Source organism: Rhodococcus sp. OK302, from assembly GCF_002245895.1.
Classification (GTDB): domain Bacteria; phylum Actinomycetota; class Actinomycetes; order Mycobacteriales; family Mycobacteriaceae; genus Rhodococcus_F.
This window is the reverse complement of the sequence record NZ_NPJZ01000002.1, coordinates 392,115-412,602: the sequence shown is the minus strand read 5'-3', so window position 1 is coordinate 412,602 and position 20,488 is coordinate 392,115. Positions and strand designations below refer to the sequence as shown.

At 58.0% G+C, this 20,488-nt stretch carries 20 protein-coding genes and 2 pseudogenes; 17 read left to right on the top strand and 5 right to left on the bottom strand.

Annotated features, from left to right (window positions below):
* Positions 1–712: 712 nt before the first annotated feature.
* Positions 713–919: a BldC family transcriptional regulator gene (locus tag BDB13_RS29735; protein WP_094275927.1), complete on the bottom strand. Its 207-nt coding sequence runs from the start codon at positions 917–919 to the stop codon at positions 713–715.
* A 1,890-nt stretch (positions 920–2,809) separates the two neighbouring features.
* On the opposite strand from BDB13_RS29735, the gene BDB13_RS29725 reads away from it, so the two are divergent.
* The 14 genes from BDB13_RS29725 (at position 2,810) to BDB13_RS29660 (ending at position 16,726) form a co-directional block, all read left to right on the top strand.
* The gene (locus BDB13_RS29725; protein ID WP_176459800.1) at positions 2,810–5,488 is read left to right on the top strand and encodes an alpha-L-rhamnosidase; all 2,679 of its coding nucleotides are present in this window, start codon (positions 2,810–2,812) and stop codon (positions 5,486–5,488) included.
* Between the two features lie 4 nt (positions 5,489–5,492).
* Positions 5,493–6,476, top strand: coding sequence for an ABC transporter permease (locus BDB13_RS29720; RefSeq protein ID WP_094275598.1), 984 nt, complete (start codon positions 5,493–5,495; stop codon positions 6,474–6,476).
* Entirely contained in the window at positions 6,473–7,351 is an 879-nt protein-coding gene (locus tag BDB13_RS29715; protein WP_094275597.1) for an ABC transporter permease, read from the top strand. Before BDB13_RS29720 ends, BDB13_RS29715 begins: the two co-directional genes overlap by 4 nt.
* Entirely contained in the window at positions 7,348–8,376 is a 1,029-nt protein-coding gene (locus BDB13_RS29710) for an ABC transporter ATP-binding protein (RefSeq protein WP_094275596.1), read from the top strand. The genes BDB13_RS29715 and BDB13_RS29710 overlap by 4 nt, the downstream gene beginning before the upstream one ends.
* Complete coding sequence (locus BDB13_RS29705; RefSeq protein ID WP_094275595.1) at positions 8,373–9,161, top strand: ABC transporter ATP-binding protein; 789 nt, start codon at positions 8,373–8,375, stop codon at positions 9,159–9,161. Before BDB13_RS29710 ends, BDB13_RS29705 begins: the two co-directional genes overlap by 4 nt.
* Before the next feature lie 70 nt (positions 9,162–9,231).
* Positions 9,232–10,830 (top strand): ABC transporter substrate-binding protein, encoded by a 1,599-nt coding sequence (locus BDB13_RS29700; RefSeq protein ID WP_094275594.1) that lies wholly within the window; start codon positions 9,232–9,234, stop codon positions 10,828–10,830.
* A complete protein-coding gene (locus BDB13_RS29695) occupies positions 10,827–11,657 on the top strand; it encodes an SDR family NAD(P)-dependent oxidoreductase (protein WP_217902180.1) in 831 nt (276 codons plus the stop codon). The genes BDB13_RS29700 and BDB13_RS29695 overlap by 4 nt, the downstream gene beginning before the upstream one ends.
* A gap of 47 nt (positions 11,658–11,704) precedes the next feature.
* A complete protein-coding gene (locus tag BDB13_RS33355; protein ID WP_094275593.1) occupies positions 11,705–12,247 on the top strand; it encodes a hypothetical protein in 543 nt (180 codons plus the stop codon).
* Positions 12,139–12,633 carry an NAD(P)-dependent oxidoreductase gene (locus BDB13_RS33710; protein ID WP_369597491.1) on the top strand — a complete coding sequence of 165 codons (495 nt, stop codon included), beginning with the start codon at positions 12,139–12,141 and terminating at the stop codon, positions 12,631–12,633. Before BDB13_RS33355 ends, BDB13_RS33710 begins: the two co-directional genes overlap by 109 nt.
* Positions 12,630–13,595, top strand: coding sequence for a zinc-dependent alcohol dehydrogenase (locus tag BDB13_RS29680; protein ID WP_094275591.1), 966 nt, complete (start codon positions 12,630–12,632; stop codon positions 13,593–13,595). Before BDB13_RS33710 ends, BDB13_RS29680 begins: the two co-directional genes overlap by 4 nt.
* Positions 13,592–14,383 (top strand): hypothetical protein, encoded by a 792-nt coding sequence (locus BDB13_RS29675; protein WP_176459799.1) that lies wholly within the window; start codon positions 13,592–13,594, stop codon positions 14,381–14,383. The genes BDB13_RS29680 and BDB13_RS29675 overlap by 4 nt, the downstream gene beginning before the upstream one ends.
* Before the next feature lie 104 nt (positions 14,384–14,487).
* Complete coding sequence (locus BDB13_RS29670; protein ID WP_094275590.1) at positions 14,488–15,252, top strand: IclR family transcriptional regulator; 765 nt, start codon at positions 14,488–14,490, stop codon at positions 15,250–15,252.
* A gap of 30 nt (positions 15,253–15,282) precedes the next feature.
* On the top strand, positions 15,283–16,134 hold the full coding sequence (locus tag BDB13_RS29665) for a fumarylacetoacetate hydrolase family protein (protein WP_094275589.1): 852 nt from the start codon (positions 15,283–15,285) through the stop codon (positions 16,132–16,134).
* 397 nt (positions 16,135–16,531) lie between these two features.
* Positions 16,532–16,726: a hypothetical protein gene (locus BDB13_RS29660; RefSeq protein WP_094275588.1), complete on the top strand. Its 195-nt coding sequence runs from the start codon at positions 16,532–16,534 to the stop codon at positions 16,724–16,726.
* Between the two features lie 43 nt (positions 16,727–16,769).
* On the opposite strand, the gene BDB13_RS29655 is transcribed toward BDB13_RS29660, so the two are convergent.
* From BDB13_RS29655 to BDB13_RS29640, 3 genes and pseudogenes are all read right to left on the bottom strand, one after another.
* Positions 16,770–17,072 (bottom strand): transposase, encoded by a 303-nt coding sequence (locus tag BDB13_RS29655; RefSeq protein WP_254923171.1) that lies wholly within the window; start codon positions 17,070–17,072, stop codon positions 16,770–16,772.
* A gap of 142 nt (positions 17,073–17,214) precedes the next feature.
* A pseudogene (locus BDB13_RS33705) lies at positions 17,215–17,283 on the bottom strand (hypothetical protein); the annotation flags it as partial.
* Between the two features lie 772 nt (positions 17,284–18,055).
* Positions 18,056–18,318 (bottom strand): annotated as a pseudogene (locus BDB13_RS29640) (hypothetical protein); the annotation flags it as partial.
* 47 nt (positions 18,319–18,365) lie between these two features.
* On the opposite strand from BDB13_RS29640, the gene BDB13_RS29635 reads away from it, so the two are divergent.
* The 3 genes from BDB13_RS29635 to BDB13_RS29625 all read left to right on the top strand — a co-directional run bounded on the left by BDB13_RS29635 (position 18,366) and on the right by BDB13_RS29625 (position 19,811).
* Positions 18,366–18,551: a hypothetical protein gene (locus BDB13_RS29635; RefSeq protein WP_094275584.1), complete on the top strand. Its 186-nt coding sequence runs from the start codon at positions 18,366–18,368 to the stop codon at positions 18,549–18,551.
* Positions 18,552–18,615: 64 nt separating this feature from the next.
* Positions 18,616–18,921, top strand: a complete 306-nt coding sequence (locus tag BDB13_RS33345) for a transposase (RefSeq protein ID WP_094271004.1) — start codon at positions 18,616–18,618, stop codon at positions 18,919–18,921.
* 11 nt (positions 18,922–18,932) lie between these two features.
* Positions 18,933–19,811 (top strand): IS3 family transposase, encoded by an 879-nt coding sequence (locus BDB13_RS29625; protein ID WP_176459483.1) that lies wholly within the window; start codon positions 18,933–18,935, stop codon positions 19,809–19,811.
* A 219-nt stretch (positions 19,812–20,030) separates the two neighbouring features.
* Here the strand turns inward: BDB13_RS29625 and BDB13_RS32490 are convergent, their stop codons facing one another.
* Positions 20,031–20,186: a hypothetical protein gene (locus BDB13_RS32490; protein WP_176459798.1), complete on the bottom strand. Its 156-nt coding sequence runs from the start codon at positions 20,184–20,186 to the stop codon at positions 20,031–20,033.
* Positions 20,187–20,488 lie beyond the last annotated feature (302 nt).

Genomic DNA, 20,488 nt, shown 5'->3' with positions numbered 1-20,488 from the left:
TGCTGCGCCTATTCCAGGCGGGGCTATCGTTTCGTTGGATTAGCCAACAAAGTCGCTCACTATGAGGAAGTGTTCTCGCAGTAGTGCATTCGACATGTATGGAATGGAACCTGTCGCTCGCCACGGCGAGGGAATGGCCACTTCTCTGTGGATGATCGATGACGAAGCGATGAAGGGTGCCTCCTACTGCAACACTCCCCCGGATGTCAGCGATCGGGATGCTCAGCCCTATCCGCTTCGAGCAGTTACTGTATGCGGTCTTGGTCGCCGCGCAACCCCTGGCCACTATTCGCGGTATGCCCTCAAACCTGTTTCGCTGATACATCTCTCGAAGTAACCCCTATCGCCGCGGTCATTTCAACTGCACGCGTCCGGGATCGAACTGACACCACACCGCCCCACAAACCCAATTATGCAGAACGCATTCAGGTCGTAGAACTGGCACCACCATCCCTGAGACGTAGACGCCACGACCTGCCTGACAACCCGCCCCGTGCGGGCGCATCATCAAAGCCCGGCTCGCACGTAGCCGTCGGGGCACGTCGCGAACGTCGTCACACTGGAAACGTCTGTACTGCAGCATCGTTCAGATTCACCTAACCACGCATCAACTCAGTGTGCAGGTGTCAGTTCATGAAGGAGCACCCGTCCCGGAACTAGGGTCTTCGTCCGGCCAAACTTTCTCAACTAATGTTCACGTATTCTGCCGACTTCACGATGGGCAAGAATCGTCGAGCGAACGAAGAAGGGCGTGCACCTCTGTGCTGCGATAGCGGCGATGCCCACCGAGGGTGGTCACGAATCCGATCTTTCCTGCCTTCGCCCACCGACTAACAGTCTTGGGATCGACGCAAAAGAGAGCTGCAACTTGTCCCGGAGTGAGAAGCTCCTCATCGAACGGTCGGCTGATTGCAGTCACTTCTTCCTGCAGAGCCACACCGACCGTTACATGTTCACTACCACCGACGGTTTCCCCAACACCGAGATCGATTCGCACGGTTACGACAACTCCTCATCGCTGCTACAACACAGCACGTAATTGAAATTCTGGACACTCGAATAGATCTCAGATATCTCCACCGTCGAACGCCACTGGCCGGCGGACTGTACATGCCCATCTACGACGGTCAGCCGTTACCCTCCAGGCCCTCACGATGACTGGATGACCCATGGTGCCTAGGAGTTTCATCGGTCACCGACGCGCACAACTCCCCGACCGATTGCGCTCGCAACCATCACATCGATGAGTCCTGTAAACGACGAATGCCCCGACCTTCCTCACGCGGGGCATTCGTCGTTAGGAGGCGCGCAAATCCCAGAGGCGTCCGCACGCTCATCCCAGCGGGCTCAGCTCAGGGGATCAATGCCGTAGCCCTCGCGCTCATGCGAGGTCTGCGGCACGCATCGAGTGCTGCCGGTGCGTCTGATGTCGCACTAACAAGGTCCTTGCATGCTGGGCTTTCGGGAATTTGGCATGCCACATGCACACTACGACAGATGAATTCGGAAATCGACGGGCGGCAGGAAAATTCACCCCGAGTATCACCCCACGGTCCATGACGAAGCCTCCTCGTCCGGCGCGTTCAACCGGGCATGAAGAATTCGTCGAGCACGGGGATCAGGAGCGGCAACTGAGACGGCTCGCTCGTCACATGCATGTAGTGGTCGGAATGAGATCACCGGCACCACCACCATGGGCAGCGTCGTCCGACCAACGCGGAGAGCGGTATCCTCTGACCGACCGCCAACGACCCGATCAAGCCCGAATCATCGAGGCCCTCTACCGAATAGCCACTGCCAGCTTGCGCCACTCAGAAGAAGTTGTGGTTCCGAAAAACGCTCACTTCTCTGATAGAAGAGCGGAAAGGACATGACATGTCGCGCTCTGGAGTTCGGATCGGTTCAATCGAAAGCGTCTGAAGAACTCGGGACGACCTCAGCCGCATCCCAACCCTGTTGGGATGAACTCGAACGCGTCAGGAACTCAACTACCGTCCACGTAGACGCTCGGCGGGGTACCCCGCCGAGCAACTACGTGATCTATTGGTGGCCAATTAGCCGCGAGTGTTGCAACGACCCCTTGAATTCGCCATATGGAAGACAGTGCAGTCCGCCGAGTCGGTAGATCTTGCTGCCAGTTCTGCTGTCAGAAGCCAATCCATGAACCGGTCGACGATCCGAGCAAATTTGTAGGTCGCAAGAACTGCCTTGTGGTCGGTAGGCCACGGGGTCGGCGACACTATGAAGTTGTCCAGAGTGTCTTCGGTTACTCGGTTGTTGTGCACGATAGACTTTCGGGGTCCGACAATTCCGGTGGACACCAATCGCAGGTCCGAGTCGCGGTGAATCACACCGGCGAGTCCGCAGACCTATAACTTGAGAACTCCACTTTGCGCAGTTCCGTGTTCGCCCTCGGACGCCTCGAGTGCGGCCGAAGAAACCTCCCCACAGTGCTCGCCATTGCAGTCGAGCGCTTCAGCCCGGCACACGCCAACACTGTCACCCGGATCCAACTTCCGAAACTTTAAGTCGTTTCCCCAAGACGAAGTTCACGTATGAGAACATCGGTTCCTATCCTTGACTTAGTGACTCGGGTTACACCATGATCTCGTATTACAACGACTGACATTCAGCAGTAGACGTAACCCCGCTTTCATCTATCCCGCCGGGTGAGTTCAATCCGTCTGCGTACCAATGTCACTCAAACCAAGCACTTCGAGTTACCGCGAGCACGAGCACTGTTCGAGCATGCGTTTGCGAAATCGACTGCAAACCAAGAGAGGTCATTCATATGAGCAGGGCTGGACAGATGACACTAGAGCGCTTGAAGGCAGCGCATCGAAATCGTCCCCTGGGGATTGCCGGCGAGACACTCTTTCTCCGCTGGTCGCTCAGCGACACCGATCGTTTGGACTCCTACGCAACCTTCGCGGTCCACCTCGACTGCAGCGAAACGAATTTGGGTCCGAGTTCGTTGTGGCGGATCAACGGACTCAGTCACCCCTGGGTCGAGTACAACGGACCCACCCTGAAACCGTGCACGAGGTACTACTGGCAGGTAACCGCGACGACCTCTGGTGGACAGCGAATCACGAGCGCCGTAGAACACTTCGAAACCGGCATCACCGATGCAGATCAGTGGGTCGGCCCGTGGATTTCGACTCCTCTTCTCGATTATCGATCCGAGGCATGGGATCCGGTTCCACAGCTGCGCAAGGAATTCCAACTCGATGCGACACCGACAGACGGGCGAATCTATGCGACCGCACTCGGCCTGTATCGAATCTGGATCAATGGGGACGAACTGACGGTCAACTCCCACTTCCGCCCTGGATGGACCGATTATCACGTACGCGTCAACCATCAGACCTTCGATTGCTCTGCGCATCTAGTCAAGGGCACCAACACCATTGCCGTCGCACTCGCTAAAGGTTGGTATGCGGGACGGATCGGTTTGGTGAGAGACCCTGGACTCTATGGCACTCAGCCTGCCTTCCGGATGCAGGCCCGCATACATGCTCCTGATGGTCTGGAGCAACTCGTAGTCAGCGATTCAACTTGGCGCTATTCCTACGGACCCATTCAAGCTTCTGACATGCTTCGCGGCGAATTCAAAGATCTCAGACGAGAAACGCCCGGCTGGGAAACTTCCAATTTTGATGACTCTCAATGGAATTCGGTATTGCCGAGAGCCGACATATCAGTCCCCATCTTCCCTCAACCCCATGATTCGATCGCCACCCGCAGCGTCATCGAAGGTTCACTCGTACACGAACATGCCCGCGGTCCAGCAGTTTTCGACTTCGGACAGAATCTGGTCGGATGGACGCGGATCGACTCTCCGACAACTCCCGGCACAGACATCATCGTCCGACACGGCGAGATTCTCACCAAAGACAAACTCGTCTACCGTGACAACCTCCGTGGTGCGTTTCAGGAGGATCGCTACGCGACCGGAACGGAGGAGCCCCAAATCCTCGAACCAGACTTCACATTGCATGGCTTCCGATACGCCGAAGTGTGGGGATTGCCCCCGAAAGATTTCGCAATGGCATTCGAACTACGTGAAAACTCGACGATCTCTGCAGTCTCGATCGAAACTCCCCACGATCAGGTCGGACATTTCTCATGTTCCGACGAGCGGCTGAACAAATTGGCTTCGGCGATCGAATGGACAATCCGCGGAAACTTCCTGGAAGTTCCCACAGATTGCCCCCAACGCGACGAACGCCTGGGCTGGCTGGGCGACGCCGGAGTGATCGCAGAAACCGCTGCATACAACTTCGACGTCGCAGCCTTCTTCACGAAGTTTGCACAAGACTGTGCCGATGCACAGTTCGAGGATGGTTCTGTTCCCTCATATGCGCCTGTAGTTCCACCGGCAACAATGAAGGAAGGCTCCCCCGGATGGTCTGACGGATACATCCGCATCGTTCATCTCTTGATGGCCCGCTATGGCGATATCACCCCAGCACGCAACCACTTTGAATCAATGTGCCGATATCTCGGACACATCGATCAGCACAATCCGGACGGACTCAGAGTCAACGCTGTCGGCTCGAACTTCGGCGACTGGCTGTCGGTCCCCGACGGGCAGGAAGGCACGATACATCCCGGCTACACCTACACCGGTGCACATTCGACCAGCCCGGTCGACGTCGTCGCTACCGCGCACACATACCGGTCCTTCGTGCAGGTCGCAGAGATTGCACACAAACTCGGGTACGAAGAAGAATCCGTGCGTCTCGGCAACAGGGCCGAACAGATCCGCACAGCGTATCGAGCGGCATATGTCTTGCCCGACGGCAGAATTTTGGGCGACACTCAGACTGTTTATGCTCAGGCGATCGGGTACAGCCTCCTCCATGATTTCGAAATCAATCGTGCTGTAGAACATCTCACCCGAGCGGTGAATCGATCCGGGCACGTCACGACGGGAATCCACGGGGTCGAGCATCTACTCCCGGTCCTGGCCGATAACGGTCAACGGGCTCTCGCATACGAACTCTTGCTGAGCGAGAAGTGCCCCAGTTGGTTACACATGATCGCTAGTGGTGGCACCACCATCTGGGAGAAGTGGAACGGAATCGGCGAAGACGGTGGCCTCGAAACCGCGGAGATGAACTCGTTCAATCACTATGCCCTAGGTGCCGTCGGACGATTCCTCTACGAGGGGATTGCAGGCATTCGACTCCAGAATAGTTCCTGGACAGGCGAATTCGGCTTCAGTCCGAAATACAGCACAAGCCTCTCCTGGGCAAGAGCACGATATGAGAGTCCGATCGGAGCGATTTCCAGTCACTGGTGTTGGGACGGGCCGTCGATACTTCACGATGTCGAAGTTCCACCGGCAGCACGCGCAACGTTTGCACTGACCGATGGTGATCGGGTGGTCCGCATCGACGGATCGACGATCGAGCCCGCCGGAACAGTAAATCTTGGACCTGGCCATCACCAGCTCCTGGTACTGCCCGGGACAAAGGACTGAAACGATGTCTACTCGATCATGGTCGAGGCCCACGCTTCGAGTGCTACGCGTACTGGCGATTCTCTGGGTGGTGTCACTGCTCTGTTTCTTCAGCATGAACCTACTTCCGGGCGATCCTGCCCAAGCAATCCTCGGTGTCACCGCCACACCCGAGGGGCTTGCCTCGCTCCGACAACAGATGGGATTGAACGAGCCTGTAGTAGAACGCTACTTGGCGTGGATAGGAGGTGTGCTCACCGGAGATCTCGGCCAGTCCTTCCACACACAACAGGAAGTGGGGGCGATCGTGCTCGAGCGGACACCCGTCACGATCGAACTCATCGTGCTCAGCCAGGCGATAGCTCTCGCCTTCGCAGTGCCTGCTGCAATCGCCGCTGCCGTGCGTAGAAGGTCCGGCGCCGACAAAGCCATCAGCCTATGGGTATTCACCGTGCTGTCCACACCGAACTTCGTCATCGGCGTCCTACTCGTCTGGGTTTTCGCGATCGTGTTGGGCTGGTTCCCTTCCAACGGTTTCGTACCGGTCTCCGACGGACTGATTCCTCACCTGTCTTCAGTACTACTTCCGTCGATCGCACTTGCCGCAGCCCCCTTCGCTCTCTATCAACGAGTCTTACGCGCAGATCTCGCATCGACCTTCGACCGTGAATTCATCGCCGTTGCACGGGCAAAGGGCATCGCACCCCACAGAGTGGTCTTCGGACACGCACTGCGCCCAAGCCTTCTGGGGTTGAGCACATCGGTCGGCGTCACCGTCGGAACGATGATCGGTTCGACGGTAGTCATCGAAACCCTCTTTGGACTACCAGGAATCGGCAGTGAACTTGTGCGTGCCGTCCAAACTCGAGACTTCGTCACCGTGCAGGGCATCGTCCTGGCCATTGCCACAGCCTTCATCGTCATCAACACCACAGTCGACTACCTGTACGGAATCATCGATCCCCGGTTGCGGTCGGCGAAGCTGATCAAAGGAGATGTACACGCATGAGTGCACTCGATATCGCTGCACCGGTGAAAGTCTCTCCAGCGCAGAAGAAACACCGCAAGCATCGCTCATGGAGTCCCACCGAAACAATTGCGTTCGGGTGGCTGATCCTTTTGGCCATTTCGATTCCCGTTGTTCCCTTCGCGTTAGGATTGGATCCGCTCGGCTTCGACAGCAGTGCACGGTTCGCCGGACTCTCCACCGAGCACCTTCTGGGCACGGACAACCTCGGACGCGACCTTCTTGCCCGCGCGCTGGAAGGTGCCAAGGTCTCGCTTCTCATCGGCATCGGCTCCACCCTCACAGCAGTCGTTATCGGCGTGCCCATCGGCATTCTCGCCGGCTACTTTCGAGGTGCCACTGACTCAGCAATCTCGTTTGTCGTCGACGTGATTCTCGGCTTTCCTGGTCTGGTACTCGCTTTGGTCCTTGCATCATTTCTGGGCGCATCGATCACAAACGTGATGATCGCGATAACCCTGCCAACAATCCCAGTTTTCGTCCGACTGGCAAGAGCCCAAACACTCGCTCTGATGCCGCGCGAATTCATCGAGGCGAGCCAAGTAATAGGTACACCTGCCCTCTCGATAGTACGTCGCGACATCATGCCGAACCTCACCGAAGCGATTGTCGCTTTCGCGCTGGTCAATGTCGGACGTGCAATCATCATCGAAGGCGGTCTCAGCTTCTTGGGACTGGGTATCCCACTGCCCCAACCAAGCTGGGGCGCAATGATATCCGAGGGCCGGGCATACGTCACATCAAACTCTCTCGTAATTCTCGTTCCCTCGGTCTTCTTGATGTTGACCATCCTCAGCCTCAACCTTCTGTCCGATCGATTCCTGGCCGAGGGCGACACTGCGAAAGGAAAAATATGAGCGACCGTGAATTGCCCCTGCTGAGTGTCAAGAATTTGAAGGTACAGTTTCCGACTCCGCGCGGGCTCGCCACTGCCGTGAACGGTGTCAGTTTCGACCTTGCACGACGTGAACGACTGGGCATCGTCGGCGAGTCAGGTTCCGGGAAGAGCGTGCTGTCGCGCACCATCATGGGATTGACAAGTTCGCGTGATGCGAAGATTTCCGGTCAGGTGATGTTCAACGGCCGAGAAATTCTCGGACTCCGAGCTGGCGAGCGCCGGTCGTTATGGGGCCGTGAAATCGCCATGGTGTTTCAGGACCCATTGAGTTCGCTGCATCCCATCATTCCGGTAGGCGACCAGGTCACTGAAGCCGTCCGACGAGCCCCCGGGGTCAGCCGACGCGAAGCACGCGCCAAAGCAACAGAGTTGTTGGATATGGTTGGGATACCTGATGCTGCAGCTAAATCCCGTTCTCGCGCACACGAATTGTCCGGAGGCCAATGTCAGCGTGTGATGATCGCGATGGCAATGGCTTGCACGCCAAAATTGCTACTTGCAGACGAGCCGACAACTGCGCTCGACGTAACCGTCCAAGCCAAGATTCTGGAACTCTTCGACGAGCTCTGCGCAGAGTTCTCGATCGGCCTGATCATGGTGAGCCACGACCTGGGAGTAATAGGCCGCCACACCGATCGCGTGACTGTGATGTACGCCGGAAAAATGGTCGAAACCGGTAGCATCACAGACGTTTTCGAAGCTCCTACGATGCAATACACCCGCGCACTCATTCGCGCGATCCCCCGCTTCGACGCCAACCACCGCGGCTTACCGGAACCGATCAGCGGCCTGCCTCCCAATTTGCTTGCACCACCCCCCGGATGCAGCTTCGCGCCTCGGTGCAGGGCCGCAATCGACGTATGTCACGAATCTGCACCGGAATTGGTGCCCGCCTGTAACTCGCCCGAGCACAGATATGCGTGCTGGCAACCGACGCTGCCAGTATCGGCATCGACACCCGGGAAGCTGGTCGGCACACAATGACACGTAGCATCGACACACCCGTTCTGGAACTACGCGACGCCTACGTTCGGTACCGCTCCCCAACCCACCAGGTGTTTGAAGCTGTCAAGAATGTTTCACTGGATCTGTGTCCGGCTGAGATAGTCGGTTTGGTCGGAGAGTCAGGATGTGGGAAATCTACGACCGCGAGGGCGATGCTGGGAATCCAATCCCTGTCCGCTGGCTCACTCCATTTCCGCGGTCAGGCGAGCACCGGAAGGGACCGTGAGTTCCGTTCCAGCGTCCAGGCTATCTTTCAGAATCCGGCCGGGTCCTTCAATCCCAAGCGTTCGATTCTGGATTCGGTTGCAGAACCGCTCCGCGTTTGGAAACGCGGCGACAACACGACCCGATTGCGTATGGCTGAAGCAGAATTGGATCGGGTTGGGCTCAACCGGGAGGCTTCTCGTCGTAGACCCAGTGAACTCTCCGGAGGGCAGTGCCAGCGTGCGGCAATCGCACGGGCCACAATACTGCGTCCGGATGTCCTGATTTGCGACGAGCCCGTCTCGGCTCTCGACGTTTCCATTCAAGCCCAAATCCTGAAGCTTCTCGCAGAGCTGCGCAGCGAACATGGACTATCCATGCTGTTTATCTCTCATGATTTAGCCGTCGTGGCCGCCCTGTGTGATCGAACAGCAGTGATGAACCAGGGCGAGGTGGTCGAGCGCGGAGCTACACACGAGGTCGCCCACAACCCGCAGCACCCATACACCAAGCTCCTCAATTCTTCAATTCCATTGCTGGACAACCTCTTTGTGAGCTAATCCAGCCCAGTACATCTCTCGAGCGCATCGTTCGACGCGCTCACACATTCGAAATCCCAAGGAGAATCCGTTGAAGCTCAACAGCAAATGGATCAGCAGAAACAGAACGCGTAACACCCTCATCATCGCGACAAGTGTGATCGCCTTGACCGCGGGCTGTACCGCAGCCGGATCCACAACGGGTTCAGGCTCGTCCGAACCGGTAACGGGCGGCATTCTCAAAGTCGCTTCCGGAACGGACCTCGTCTCACTCGATCCGACAATCGGAACCGCCACTGCCACAGTCACAGTCGGCACCGCCATCTACGACCACCTCATGATCATCGACAAGAACGGGGATGCCCCTCGCCCGAATCTGGCCACGGCGCTGGAGCCAAATGTCGACCTTACAAAATGGACGATGACGCTGCCCACAGGTGTCACCTTCAGCGACGGCACCCCGTTCAATGCGTCCGCTGTGAAGTTCAACATCGATCGTCACATCGATCCCACCCGAACATCGAGCGCTGCAGCGCTACTTTCAGCAGTCGATTCCGTTGATGTCCCAGACGAATCCACCGTAGTGTTCAACCTTGCATATCCGCAGGCCGGCTTTCCCTACATGCTAGCTAACGACGAATCAAGCACCGCAAGCTTTATCGCATCTCCGACGGCAATCACGACGTACGGCAAGGACTACACGTCGCACGCTTCGGGAGTCGGCCCGTTCAAACTTGCAAAGTGGGCTCCAGGTCAACCCGTAATCCTCGAGCGAAACCCCAACTATTGGAAAGGCGCCGACAAAGTCCATCTCGACGGTGTGGAAATACGCACTATCGAAGACCCTCAGACTGCGTTCCAAGCAGTGCAGGCTGGCGATATCGATGTCATCGCAAGCACCAATGGGGCCGTTCTCAAAGCAGCACAAACGAATTCGTCAGTCCAACTCATTCTCGGCGAAGGAAATGACCAAACGAGCATCGCTCTGAACACTGCGACCGCCCCATTCGACGACATACGCGTTCGGCAGGCAGTCTCCAAGGCCGTCAACCGGACCGAGATCGTCAATCTGGTCAAAGAAGGCATGACCAGCGACGCTGTTAGCCTGTTCCCGACTGACGACCCGTGGTACCAAGGCGCCTCATCGCCACAGTATGATCTCGACGGAGCGAAAGCTCTTGTGAAGGAATACGAATCAGACACCGGCAAGAAGGTGGAATTCACGTACATTTGCCGAGCGTCGGTTGACGACACTCAGGTGATAGAACGTCAGCTCGCCGCCGCAGGGATGAACGTCAAGATCGAGATTCAGGAGACTGCGGCAGCCCTCGCAAATTTCTTCGGCGGAAAATATCAAGCCACATGCTGGAACATGGCAGCATTCCTGACTCCGGATACATTGCCGTACAGATTCTTCCATTCCACAGGCGATCTCAACCACATGGCCTTCGCCAATGTCGATTTCGACGCATTTGTCGACGAAGCCCGCCGAACCGGCGATCTTGACAAGCAGAAAGAACTATGGGGCAAAGCGGACGAGATTCTCGCTGCGCAACTCCCATGGGTTTGGAAGACCGGTCAACCTGTTGGATTCATTGCAGGCAAGGACGTTCGGAGTATCACTCTGGACGAGCCAGCCCGACTACGCGGACGAATCGTCGACGTCCGTGAGATGTGGCTCGACCGGTGACGAATACGAATCATCCTGAGCCCAGCCATTTGTCGATGCAAGATCGCGTCGCAGTTGTCACGGGAGCAGGGTCCGGCATCGGAGCTGCAACGGCACGACTACTCGCATCCAGAGGAGCGCGGGTCGTCGCACTCGACATCGATCGCGCATCCGTCCATGCCGTTTCGGAACTCATCAACGACGACGGCGGCATGTCTTCTCCCCTGGTTGTCGATGTAGCCGACGCAGCTGACGTCGGAATCGCTTTCGACACCATCCGATCCCAACACTCACATGTCGATTTCGTGGTCAACGCAGCGGCAAGCTTCATTGCGAAGGGGCTCGACGCCACGACAGCAGACTGGGACAAGGTCCTCGGCGTGAACATTCGCGGTTACAGCAATATCGTGCAAGCCTCGCACCCCCTCATGCTTTCGTCCGATGCAGCATCGATCGTCAATGTCTCGAGCATTTCCGCGCATATCGCTCAGCCTTCCCGCTGGACCTACAACGCAACCAAGGGCGCCATTCTGAGCCTCAGCCGGTGCATGGCCATGGACCTGGCAGAACACGGAATCCGAGTCAACGTTGTCAGCCCCGGATGGATCTGGACCAACGAGGTCGCGAAAGCCGCTGACGGCGATCGTAAGAAGTGGGAACCGATTTGGGGCAAATATCACCTGCTCGGCCGGCTTGGCGAAGCACGCGAGGTAGCCACAACAATTGCCTTCTTGTTGTCCTCCGAAAGCAGCTTCATCACGGGCGCCGAGATCCCTGTGGACGGCGGCTACCTATCGATGGGCCCGGAGGGGCTCGGCGAGACTGCGACATTCGCCGGCTCCGCCTGATCGAATTCCACACGGTACAAACACACCACCAGATAGCAGGTACTGAAATGCTCAATATCGTCATCACCGATACGAATCTTGGCGACGGCTCTCACGAGATTGCAGAATTGCACGAGTTCCGCGTCTCTTGCCATCAGGCCCTCACTGAGGACTCAGTCTTGGCCGTAGCCGCCGAGGCCGACGCCATCCTCGTCCAATGGGCACCGATCACACGAAGAGTGCTCACATCCCTGCCTCGCCTTCGAGTCGTCGTTCGGTATGGAATTGGTCTCGACAACATCGATCTCGATGCCGCAGCCGAACTAGGGATTGCGGTCAGCAACGTCGACGACTACTGCCTGGCCGAAGTAGCCGATCACGCAGCCGCCGCGATCTACGCCCACAACAGAAGGCTCACAACCAGCTCTCGTTCCTTCGCTGAACGAGGGTGGACCACGGATGGCATCGATCAACCACTCCCCCCGGCCAAGACCCTGTTGGCATCGCGGGTTTCGGGCGTATCGGTCGATCTCTCGCCGAGCGGGTCGGGGCCCTCGGTTTCCCGATTCACATCTGGGATCCGTACCTCACCGAAGTGCCTGATTCGGTAATTCGTTGGGACACCGTCAGGGAGCTCGCTGCCGCAGTCAACCATCTCTCCATTCATATGCCCTCGACCCAGCAAACTGCAGGAACTATCGATGAATCGGTGCTGGAAGCACTAGGCGCGCGCGGACATCTCGTCAATACTGCTCGCGGCGCACTCGTGGACGAGGATGCACTCCTGAGTTCGTTGAATTCGGGAGCATTGGGTTTCGCTTCGCTCGATGTCCTTTCGTCTGAGCCCCCAACATCGACAGCAGCAGTGATCGCCGAACACGAGCGAGTACTAGTCACTCCCCATATCGCATACCTATCGACCGATTCGTTACCACAACTTCGACTGAGAGCTGCACAGATCGCACGGCAACTCCTCACGCGGGAGTCCGTCCGATGAGAGCCATGGTATTCACAGCCCCCAATACCGTCGAAATGCTGGACGTGGCAGTTCCCACGATCGCAGAGGGCGACGTGACCATCACCGTTCGGGCAGCCGGAATCTGTGGAAGCGAACTACACGGCATTCGCCATACCGATTTCCGGAAGCCCCCGCTCGTCATGGGACACGAACTCGCGGGCGTCGATCAAGACGGTCGACGCGTGACGGTCAATCCGTTGCTCAGTTGCGGTATGTGCGATCGATGCTCTGCGAACGAGGAGCATCTCTGTCGCGGTCGACTCATCATCGGCATCCATCGCCCCGGCGCGTTCGCCGAGACTGTTGTGGTGCCGAAAGCATCTGTCTACGAAATACCCGACTCCATGACATTCGAGACAGCTGCAATGGTCGAGCCGCTGGCAAATGCAGTGCATGCACTGCGACTGGCTGATCCCGCTGCAGGCAGTCGTATCGCAGTACTCGGAGCCGGAACTATCGGCTTGGTGTCACTGTTGGTAGCTCTCGAATACTCGATGGACGTGACGGTGTGCGATCTGTCAGAGAGCCGACTGAAGACCGCGCTCGAGTTAGGAGCGATCAGGTCCAGTACGGAACTGACCGGTGAATACGATTTGATAATCGACGCGGTCGGAGCGGAATCCACGCACCGAACGTCGGTCGAGCGTCTACGCCCGGGAGGCACCGCCGTCTGGATCGGATTACTCAGCTCGTCAACAGGTTTCGACGGGCAGGAAATCGTGCGCGACGAAAAGCGCGTACTGGGTTCGTATTGCTACACACGAAGCGACTTCGAACGTGCTCTGAGTCTGGCGGAACACACTCCGCTCGATTGGACCACGCGCTTCCCTCTCGAATTGGGTGCCACAATTTTCACCGAACTCATGGACGGACGTCAGGACGTGATCAAGGCGCTACTGTGTCCTGCCCCCGGTCCGGTAAAAACGAGGAGCCTAGTGTGACGTTCGGAGTACGCATCATCCACTTGGGCGACGGCGAAGTGCCGGGACCCGAGGTCTACTGGATGTCCGATTGGGACAACTGGTATCGCCTGGCATTTCAAGCCTTCCTTATCGAAGGTGAAGGAGTGCGGGCGCTGGTAGGCACAGGCCCGGCTCGAGATTTGGCACCCATGAATGAGGGATGGGCGAAACTTCTCGGCGAACGAGCCGCATTCACACGCGAGCCGGGCATGTGGCTACCTGAACAACTCGAACGCCTTGGTTTGTCCACTGCTGACATCACACATGTGCTGCTCACGCCATTGCAGCTGTACACCACATCGAATGTCAATCAGTTCGCCAATGCACAGATTTGCCTGTCAGAGCGAGGCTGGCAGCATTTCCACAGTTCCCATACCCACCCTCACGACAACCGCTGGACATCGATTCCACCAGAGGTCCTGAGCTATCTCACCCATGACGCCTGGGATCGGGTACGTCTGCTGGCAGATGAAGACGAGATTGTTCCCGGGTTTCGAACGTGGTGGGCGGGTTCGCATCATCGAGCGTCGATTGCCGTGGAAATTGATACGAACGCCGGCCTGGTCACAATTACCGATGCGTATTTCACGGAGCGAAATCTACGTGAGAACCACCCGATCGGGATCTGCGAAAACATATACGAAGCCATGGCTGCACATCAGCGAATCCGCACCACCGCCGATCACGCGCTCACACTCTACGACTCAGGTCAGCTGCTCCGCTATCCCCACGGAGTGGTCGCTGAAAAGCCCGAATCGCAAAGTTAGGTTCAATGTGAGAAATCGCTGACTGAAACTCGGATCGGCCATGCCACACCTTCTGTACTTTCAGACACAACCATCGCTTTTCCGAAGAGTCCCAGGGGGTTGTCATGGCGGATGCGGTCAAATCGGCAGATCGAGTATTGCGAACCTTCGAGTTACTCACAGATCATCCTTCAGGACTGACACTGACCGAGATCTGCAATGAACTCGAACTGCCAAAAAGCAGCGCACATTCACTCCTGACCACAATGGAGTCCCGAGGTTTTCTCACACAGGACCCATTAAGCCGCCGATACCGCATAGGTATTCGCCTCTGGCAGGCAGCTCAGGGCTACCTGATTGTCGGTGATATCGATCAGTCTGCCCGACCGTTCATGGAAGCCTTGCGCGACGAGTTCAATGAAACAGTTCAATTGGCAGTGTTGGACGGAGCCGACAATGTCTACATCGGCAAGGTCGATCCAGACCAACAGCTGAGACTCGAATCGAGGGTCGGAGTCCGACTTCCTGCTCATGCAACCGGCATTGGCAAGGCACTACTCAGCGGCCTCACCGAAGCCGAACTGCGGCAACGATTTCGAAAGATCCGATTCCTTCCATACACGCCCACGAGTATCACCAGCCTCGAGCAGTTGATATCCATTGTCAGGCTGGTCCGGGAGAACGGATACGCCACCGACGACTCCGAATACACGCCCGGCGTTTACTGCGTCGCCGCACCGATTTACGGCCCGGATGGTTCCATTCAGGCCGCTATCAGCTTGTCGCTACCCGAAATCCGAAAATCCGCCAGCATGCTACAAGGAATAACCCCCGCCGTACTTCGGCAAGCAAGAGCCATCTCCGCACGCTTGGGCCACCACAGTGGCTGATCACGAGACCAATACATCAGGAGCATTTCAATGGAATTCATCCGCTACGGCGCCAAGGGATCCGAGCGACCCGCCGTTCGCATCGAAGGAAACACCTATGACCTCAGCACCCTCACACACGACATCGACGGCCCCTTTCTTGAACAAGACGGGTTAAAACGCGCCCATGACGCATATCTCGACGGACAGCTTCGGCCCCTCGAAATCGCCGGCCAACGCATAGGTACGCCGATCGCCAGGCCACAAGCCATCAGTTGCATCGGAATGAACTACGCAGCGCACGCAGCCGAATCGGGTTCCGAACCACCGACCACACCCGTGCTGTTCTACAAACACCCGGGTTGCGCCGTGGGACCCGATGACGACGTCGTTCTCCCGCTAGGTTCCGAACGCTCGGACTGGGAAGTAGAGCTCGGTGTAGTCATCAAGAAAACACCGCGCTATTTGCAGGAAGGTGATGATGCCATCGACTACGTCGCTGGGTACCTCATCGCCAACGACCTATCCGAACGCGCATCTCAAATTGAGCACTCAGGAGGACAGTGGTCCAAGGGAAAATCCGCAGAGACTTTCTGCCCACTCGGCCCCGTCCTACGCCCAGCCTGGGAAATCGATCCACAGAACCTTGCGCTTCGTTCCTGGGTAAACGGAGAAGCTCGTCAGGATTCGAGCACGAAAGACATGATTTTCTCTGTTTCCGACCTCATTGTGCACCTCAGTTGGCACGTACTACTCGCCCCCGGCGACGTGATGCTGACTGGTACTCCGCAGGGCGTCGCACTGTCCGGGCGCTATCCGTACTTGCAGGCCGGCGATGTCATCGACCTGGAAATCGAGGGTCTCGGTCAGCAACGCCAGAATGTGGTCGCGTTCGCGCGATAATCAACGGCCTTTCGGAGCGAAATCACATAGCAGGGTTTCCGGTGCGCGTCATGCTGAATTCATCAGCCCTCACACTCGCTGGACGTGGAAGTCGTCCTGCGCGAGTACTGTTCGGCTGTGGTAATGGCCGGACATTCCTAGAACGTCTGTCACGGCAGAAGCAATCGTCAGAATGGGTGTTGTCTGAACCCCGTCACATTCTCGATTCGCCTGGGTGGCACCTGAGGTCACCGCTGCTCCAAACCAGCGATCCAGCACCTACGCGGGAGAGGGGCAGCATCGTCGAAATCTCGTCCACAGAAGGCAATCTCCCGATCAAAGTTCGACAACTCAAGGATGGCTGCAGTGTCACCGAACTGACACTCCGATACTTTCCAATCGAGTGAGAGGCATGTAGATGCGCGAGAACAACACTCCGCGTGAGCGATTCAAGGTGGAGATGGCCGCACGACAAGCAACGAAGCGCGCACAAGTTCTCACGGATATGGACTTGGCGGCCGTTGTCGAAGGGTTAACAGGCGAGAAGCTTGCACCGCCTCGGATCGACGATGCGTTCCGTACCGCAAAGGTCGTGCCGTCTCGGTTCGATTAGTTGACATCCTCCACGCCCTCACGGACGAGGATTCCCCGACAGCTCACGCTGCCAAGACGGTTGGTGCGGCACGTTTCCATGACTGACGCACCCGATCCCCCAGAATGCCCCCGGGTTGATATTCGAGATTGAACCCACGATCACGAATATTGATCGCAGCATTGATATCCGCATGATGCTCGAAACCGCAGCCCTGACACCGGAAAACCGCTTGACTCTCGCGATTCTCCGGGCAGATATGACCACAGTTCGAGCACTCCTGGGACGTGTACGCGGCCGGAACCGCGATGACCGACATCTTGTGGTCGAGACGCTGCGCGAACTTCCCCCAACACGACGCGAGGATCGCCCGGTTCAGACCGGACTTCGCCCGCCCACCGTTCGGCGGGAAAGCTCTCGGCGTTGTCGGGATCCGGCTTCGGCTTCGCCCGCCGGGTCATGTTCCGGATCGGCAGATTCTCGACTGTCGCCGCCGCGTATGTGTCCGCGAGGGCGGTCGTGGTCTGCTCGATCCAGTCACCACGACGATCTGCCAGACGCAGGCGCAACCGCCCCAACTTCGCCTTCGTACGGTCCCGGTTCGCCGAACCCTTCTGCTGCCGGGACAGGCGTCGTTACAGGGCCACGAACCGAACCGGTTCCCCCGCAAAGAATCCTGGGGCATGAAACATCCGGCCGTCGCTGGCGGAGATCGAATTCGCCACACCCCGATCGATACTCACCACCGCCGTGGTGGACGCTTCCCGACGCGGTACCGGCGGCGTCGTCAGGCTCACCGTCCACCGACCGTTCGACAATGCGATCCAAGCCGACGTCGCCGCACAGATGTCGGCCCAGGCACGGGAAATCCGGAACCGCACCCACCCGGCCTTCGGCACCAGAATCTCGCCCCACCGGCGGTTGATTCGCCGCACCACCGGATCGCGCACGACGAATCCCTGCCGGGCGCCTGACGGTTTCTTGAAGTTCGAAACCCGCTCCGCCGACCAAGAAGTTGACAGACGCCAGATCCAGATCGCGCACCGCACCTTGCGGCACGACCGTGGAACCGGCACGTAGCCAATCGAATTCACGCCGAGCTTCGGTCAAGTCCCGCATCTGCGAGGCAACGGTGATCTTCTGCCGAAAATGTCGACGCGACAGCGTCCAGCACGAACGCTGCTCCAACCCCACGTTGTAGACGAATCGAGCGTGATCGCAGTACATGGTCAGCGCATCGAGCTGGGCGCCCTCGGCGGGGTACACGCGCTGCACGATGCTCATACGGTCTACCGTCAACGAGGGAGCATGACAGCGCACCGAGTGACGTGGAAGTCCGGCCAACTGAGGTCATCCGATCGCAGCGAACTGACGTACAGCAGCAAGCACCTGCTGAGGTCCCACGTCGGCTAAATCTCCGTCACGCAGGAGAAGTGCGGGTGCACGATCATCCAAGATCGGGTTCAGGCCTTGGAACCAACCTGCGCGACTGCGGCGGTGTCACGGGCGGTGATCAGCTTCGCGGCGCGGTAAGCGATCCGGAGCCGTTCGACATGGGTGTCGTTGCCGATGGTTCGTGTGCCCTCGGCCCTGTCTTGACGCACTCCGCGCGACGGCCACTGCCGTCATCTTGCCTTGATCGCCTCCATCACCGGCAGCGATGTCCGGTAACTATCGGCACGCCACCGCCGACCTAGCCGGTGGTTCCGACTGTGGAGCAGGTTTCACTGCTCCGCGAATTGTCGCCGCCACAATCGGATTCGGGACACCGTATGTTCCAGCATTGGAGGGGCTGGACACCTTCACCGGCACAGTCCTTCACGCCGCCGCCTATCGAGACCTTTGAGGTTCACCCCGGATGGTGGACACCGAGATAGCGGGACTAAAGGTTCCGCTGGGAGGATGTCCTCATGTCCCGCAAGCGCAGGTCGTTCACGACCGAGTACAAGGTCGAAGCCGCCCGCCGGGTGATCGATACCGGCCGCACCATCGCCGAGGTCGCCCGCGACCTCGGGTTAAGCGAGAATCTGCTCGGGCGGTGGGTCGCCGACGAACGACGACGCATCGATGCTGCTGCAACGTCCGGAGATCAACCGTTGACCGCCGCGGAACGTACCGAACTGGCACGACTGCGCAAGCAGGTCTCCGAGCAGGAGAAAGACATAGCGTTCCTGAAAAAAGCGTCCGCGTACTTCGCGGCGCATCAACAAAAGTAGAGCTCTACACGTTGATCGCTGCGGAGTGCGCGAACTTCGCGATCCACCGGATGGCGCGACTCCTCAATGTCTCGACCTCCGGTTTCTACAAACACCAAGAACGCAGTGTCCGAACACGATTGGGTGAACGGCAACAGCGGCGCGCGGACCTGGAAGTGAAGATCCTCGACATCCACAGAGAATCGAAAGGTGTGTACGGGTCCCCGCGGATCACCGCCGAACTTCACGACGGCGGGGAGATTATTACCGAGAAGACCGTCGCGAAGATCATGCGGTCACTCGGCATCGTCGGAATCAGCCCGCGCACGTTCAAAATCCGTACCACCGTCGCCGACCCGTTTGCTTCCTTTCCGGACGACCTGGTGCAACGACGGTTCGATCAGGGCCGCGTCGACGCCGTGTGGACTTCCGACATCACGTACCTGACCTGCGGTGAAGGTGACATGTACCTGTGCGCAATCAAGGACGAGCACTCGAAGAAGGTTCTGGGATGGTCGGTGGCCGATCACATGCGGACCGAACTGGTCATCGAAGCCTTGGACATGGCGGTAGCAGCTCGCGGCGGGGATGTCGCCGGCACAATCATGCACTCGGACAGAGGAAGTCAATATACGGCCGACATCATGAAGCAGGCGTGCGAACGGTACGGGCTGCGCCGTTCGATGGGAGCTACCGGAATATGCTGGGACAACGCCGGCGCGGAGAGTCTGTGGTCCACGTTCAAGCACGAGTACTACTACCGACACGCTTTCGCCTATGCATCGGAATTAGTTGCTGCAGTTGACAACTGGATGCACATCTACAACACTCGCCGTAGGCACTCCACGATCGGGATGCTCAGCCCCACGAACTACGAAAAGTCACTGACCGCGACCTTGATGGTCGCGTGACCACTGTCCACTTTTCGGGGTGAACCTCACTTGCCGACCACGCCCCGCTAACAGAAAACCATTCCAACCTCGCGCAAGGTTGGGGCTTCATGATGCAACGGGTTTGCACAGTCCGTCTGTTGGGCACCTACTTCTTGCTGCGGCGAATCGATGTGCGCTGATTCCGCCGCGCCTGGCCCGCCTTCCGGTTGTCACTCGCCGGGGTGGGCCCTTCCCCACCTACACCGCGCGCAGGTGAGATCTCAGGCTGGCTAGTTGCCTAACCAGCAGTTCTCGACGCTCGGAGAATCGCCGAACTGCATCGTCGTCACCTGCAATCCGGGCTCGCGCCAGCAGATACTGACAATTGTCCAGTTGATCTTTGAGGGTGGTCATCGCATTCACCTCCGATCGGCATGTTGTGTAGGCACTCCTCGACTGTCTCACCGAAGCGATTTGCAGACATACGTCAAAGTACGTGGATGGGTACCTATCTCTTTGGATCAACACGCCACGAAGCCCTGACTGATTTGTCCAATAAGGGACTTTAGTCACCTTTTCAATGGGTCTAGGCAAAACCGTGGGCCCAACACGCGCGGGACCCTAGCGTGGATACGCGGGGTTAGTCATGAGGGGGCAACTCGGCACGGATAGAGGGCCGTCCGTGCTGTGTGCTCAGCGCGGACGGCGCAAAACGC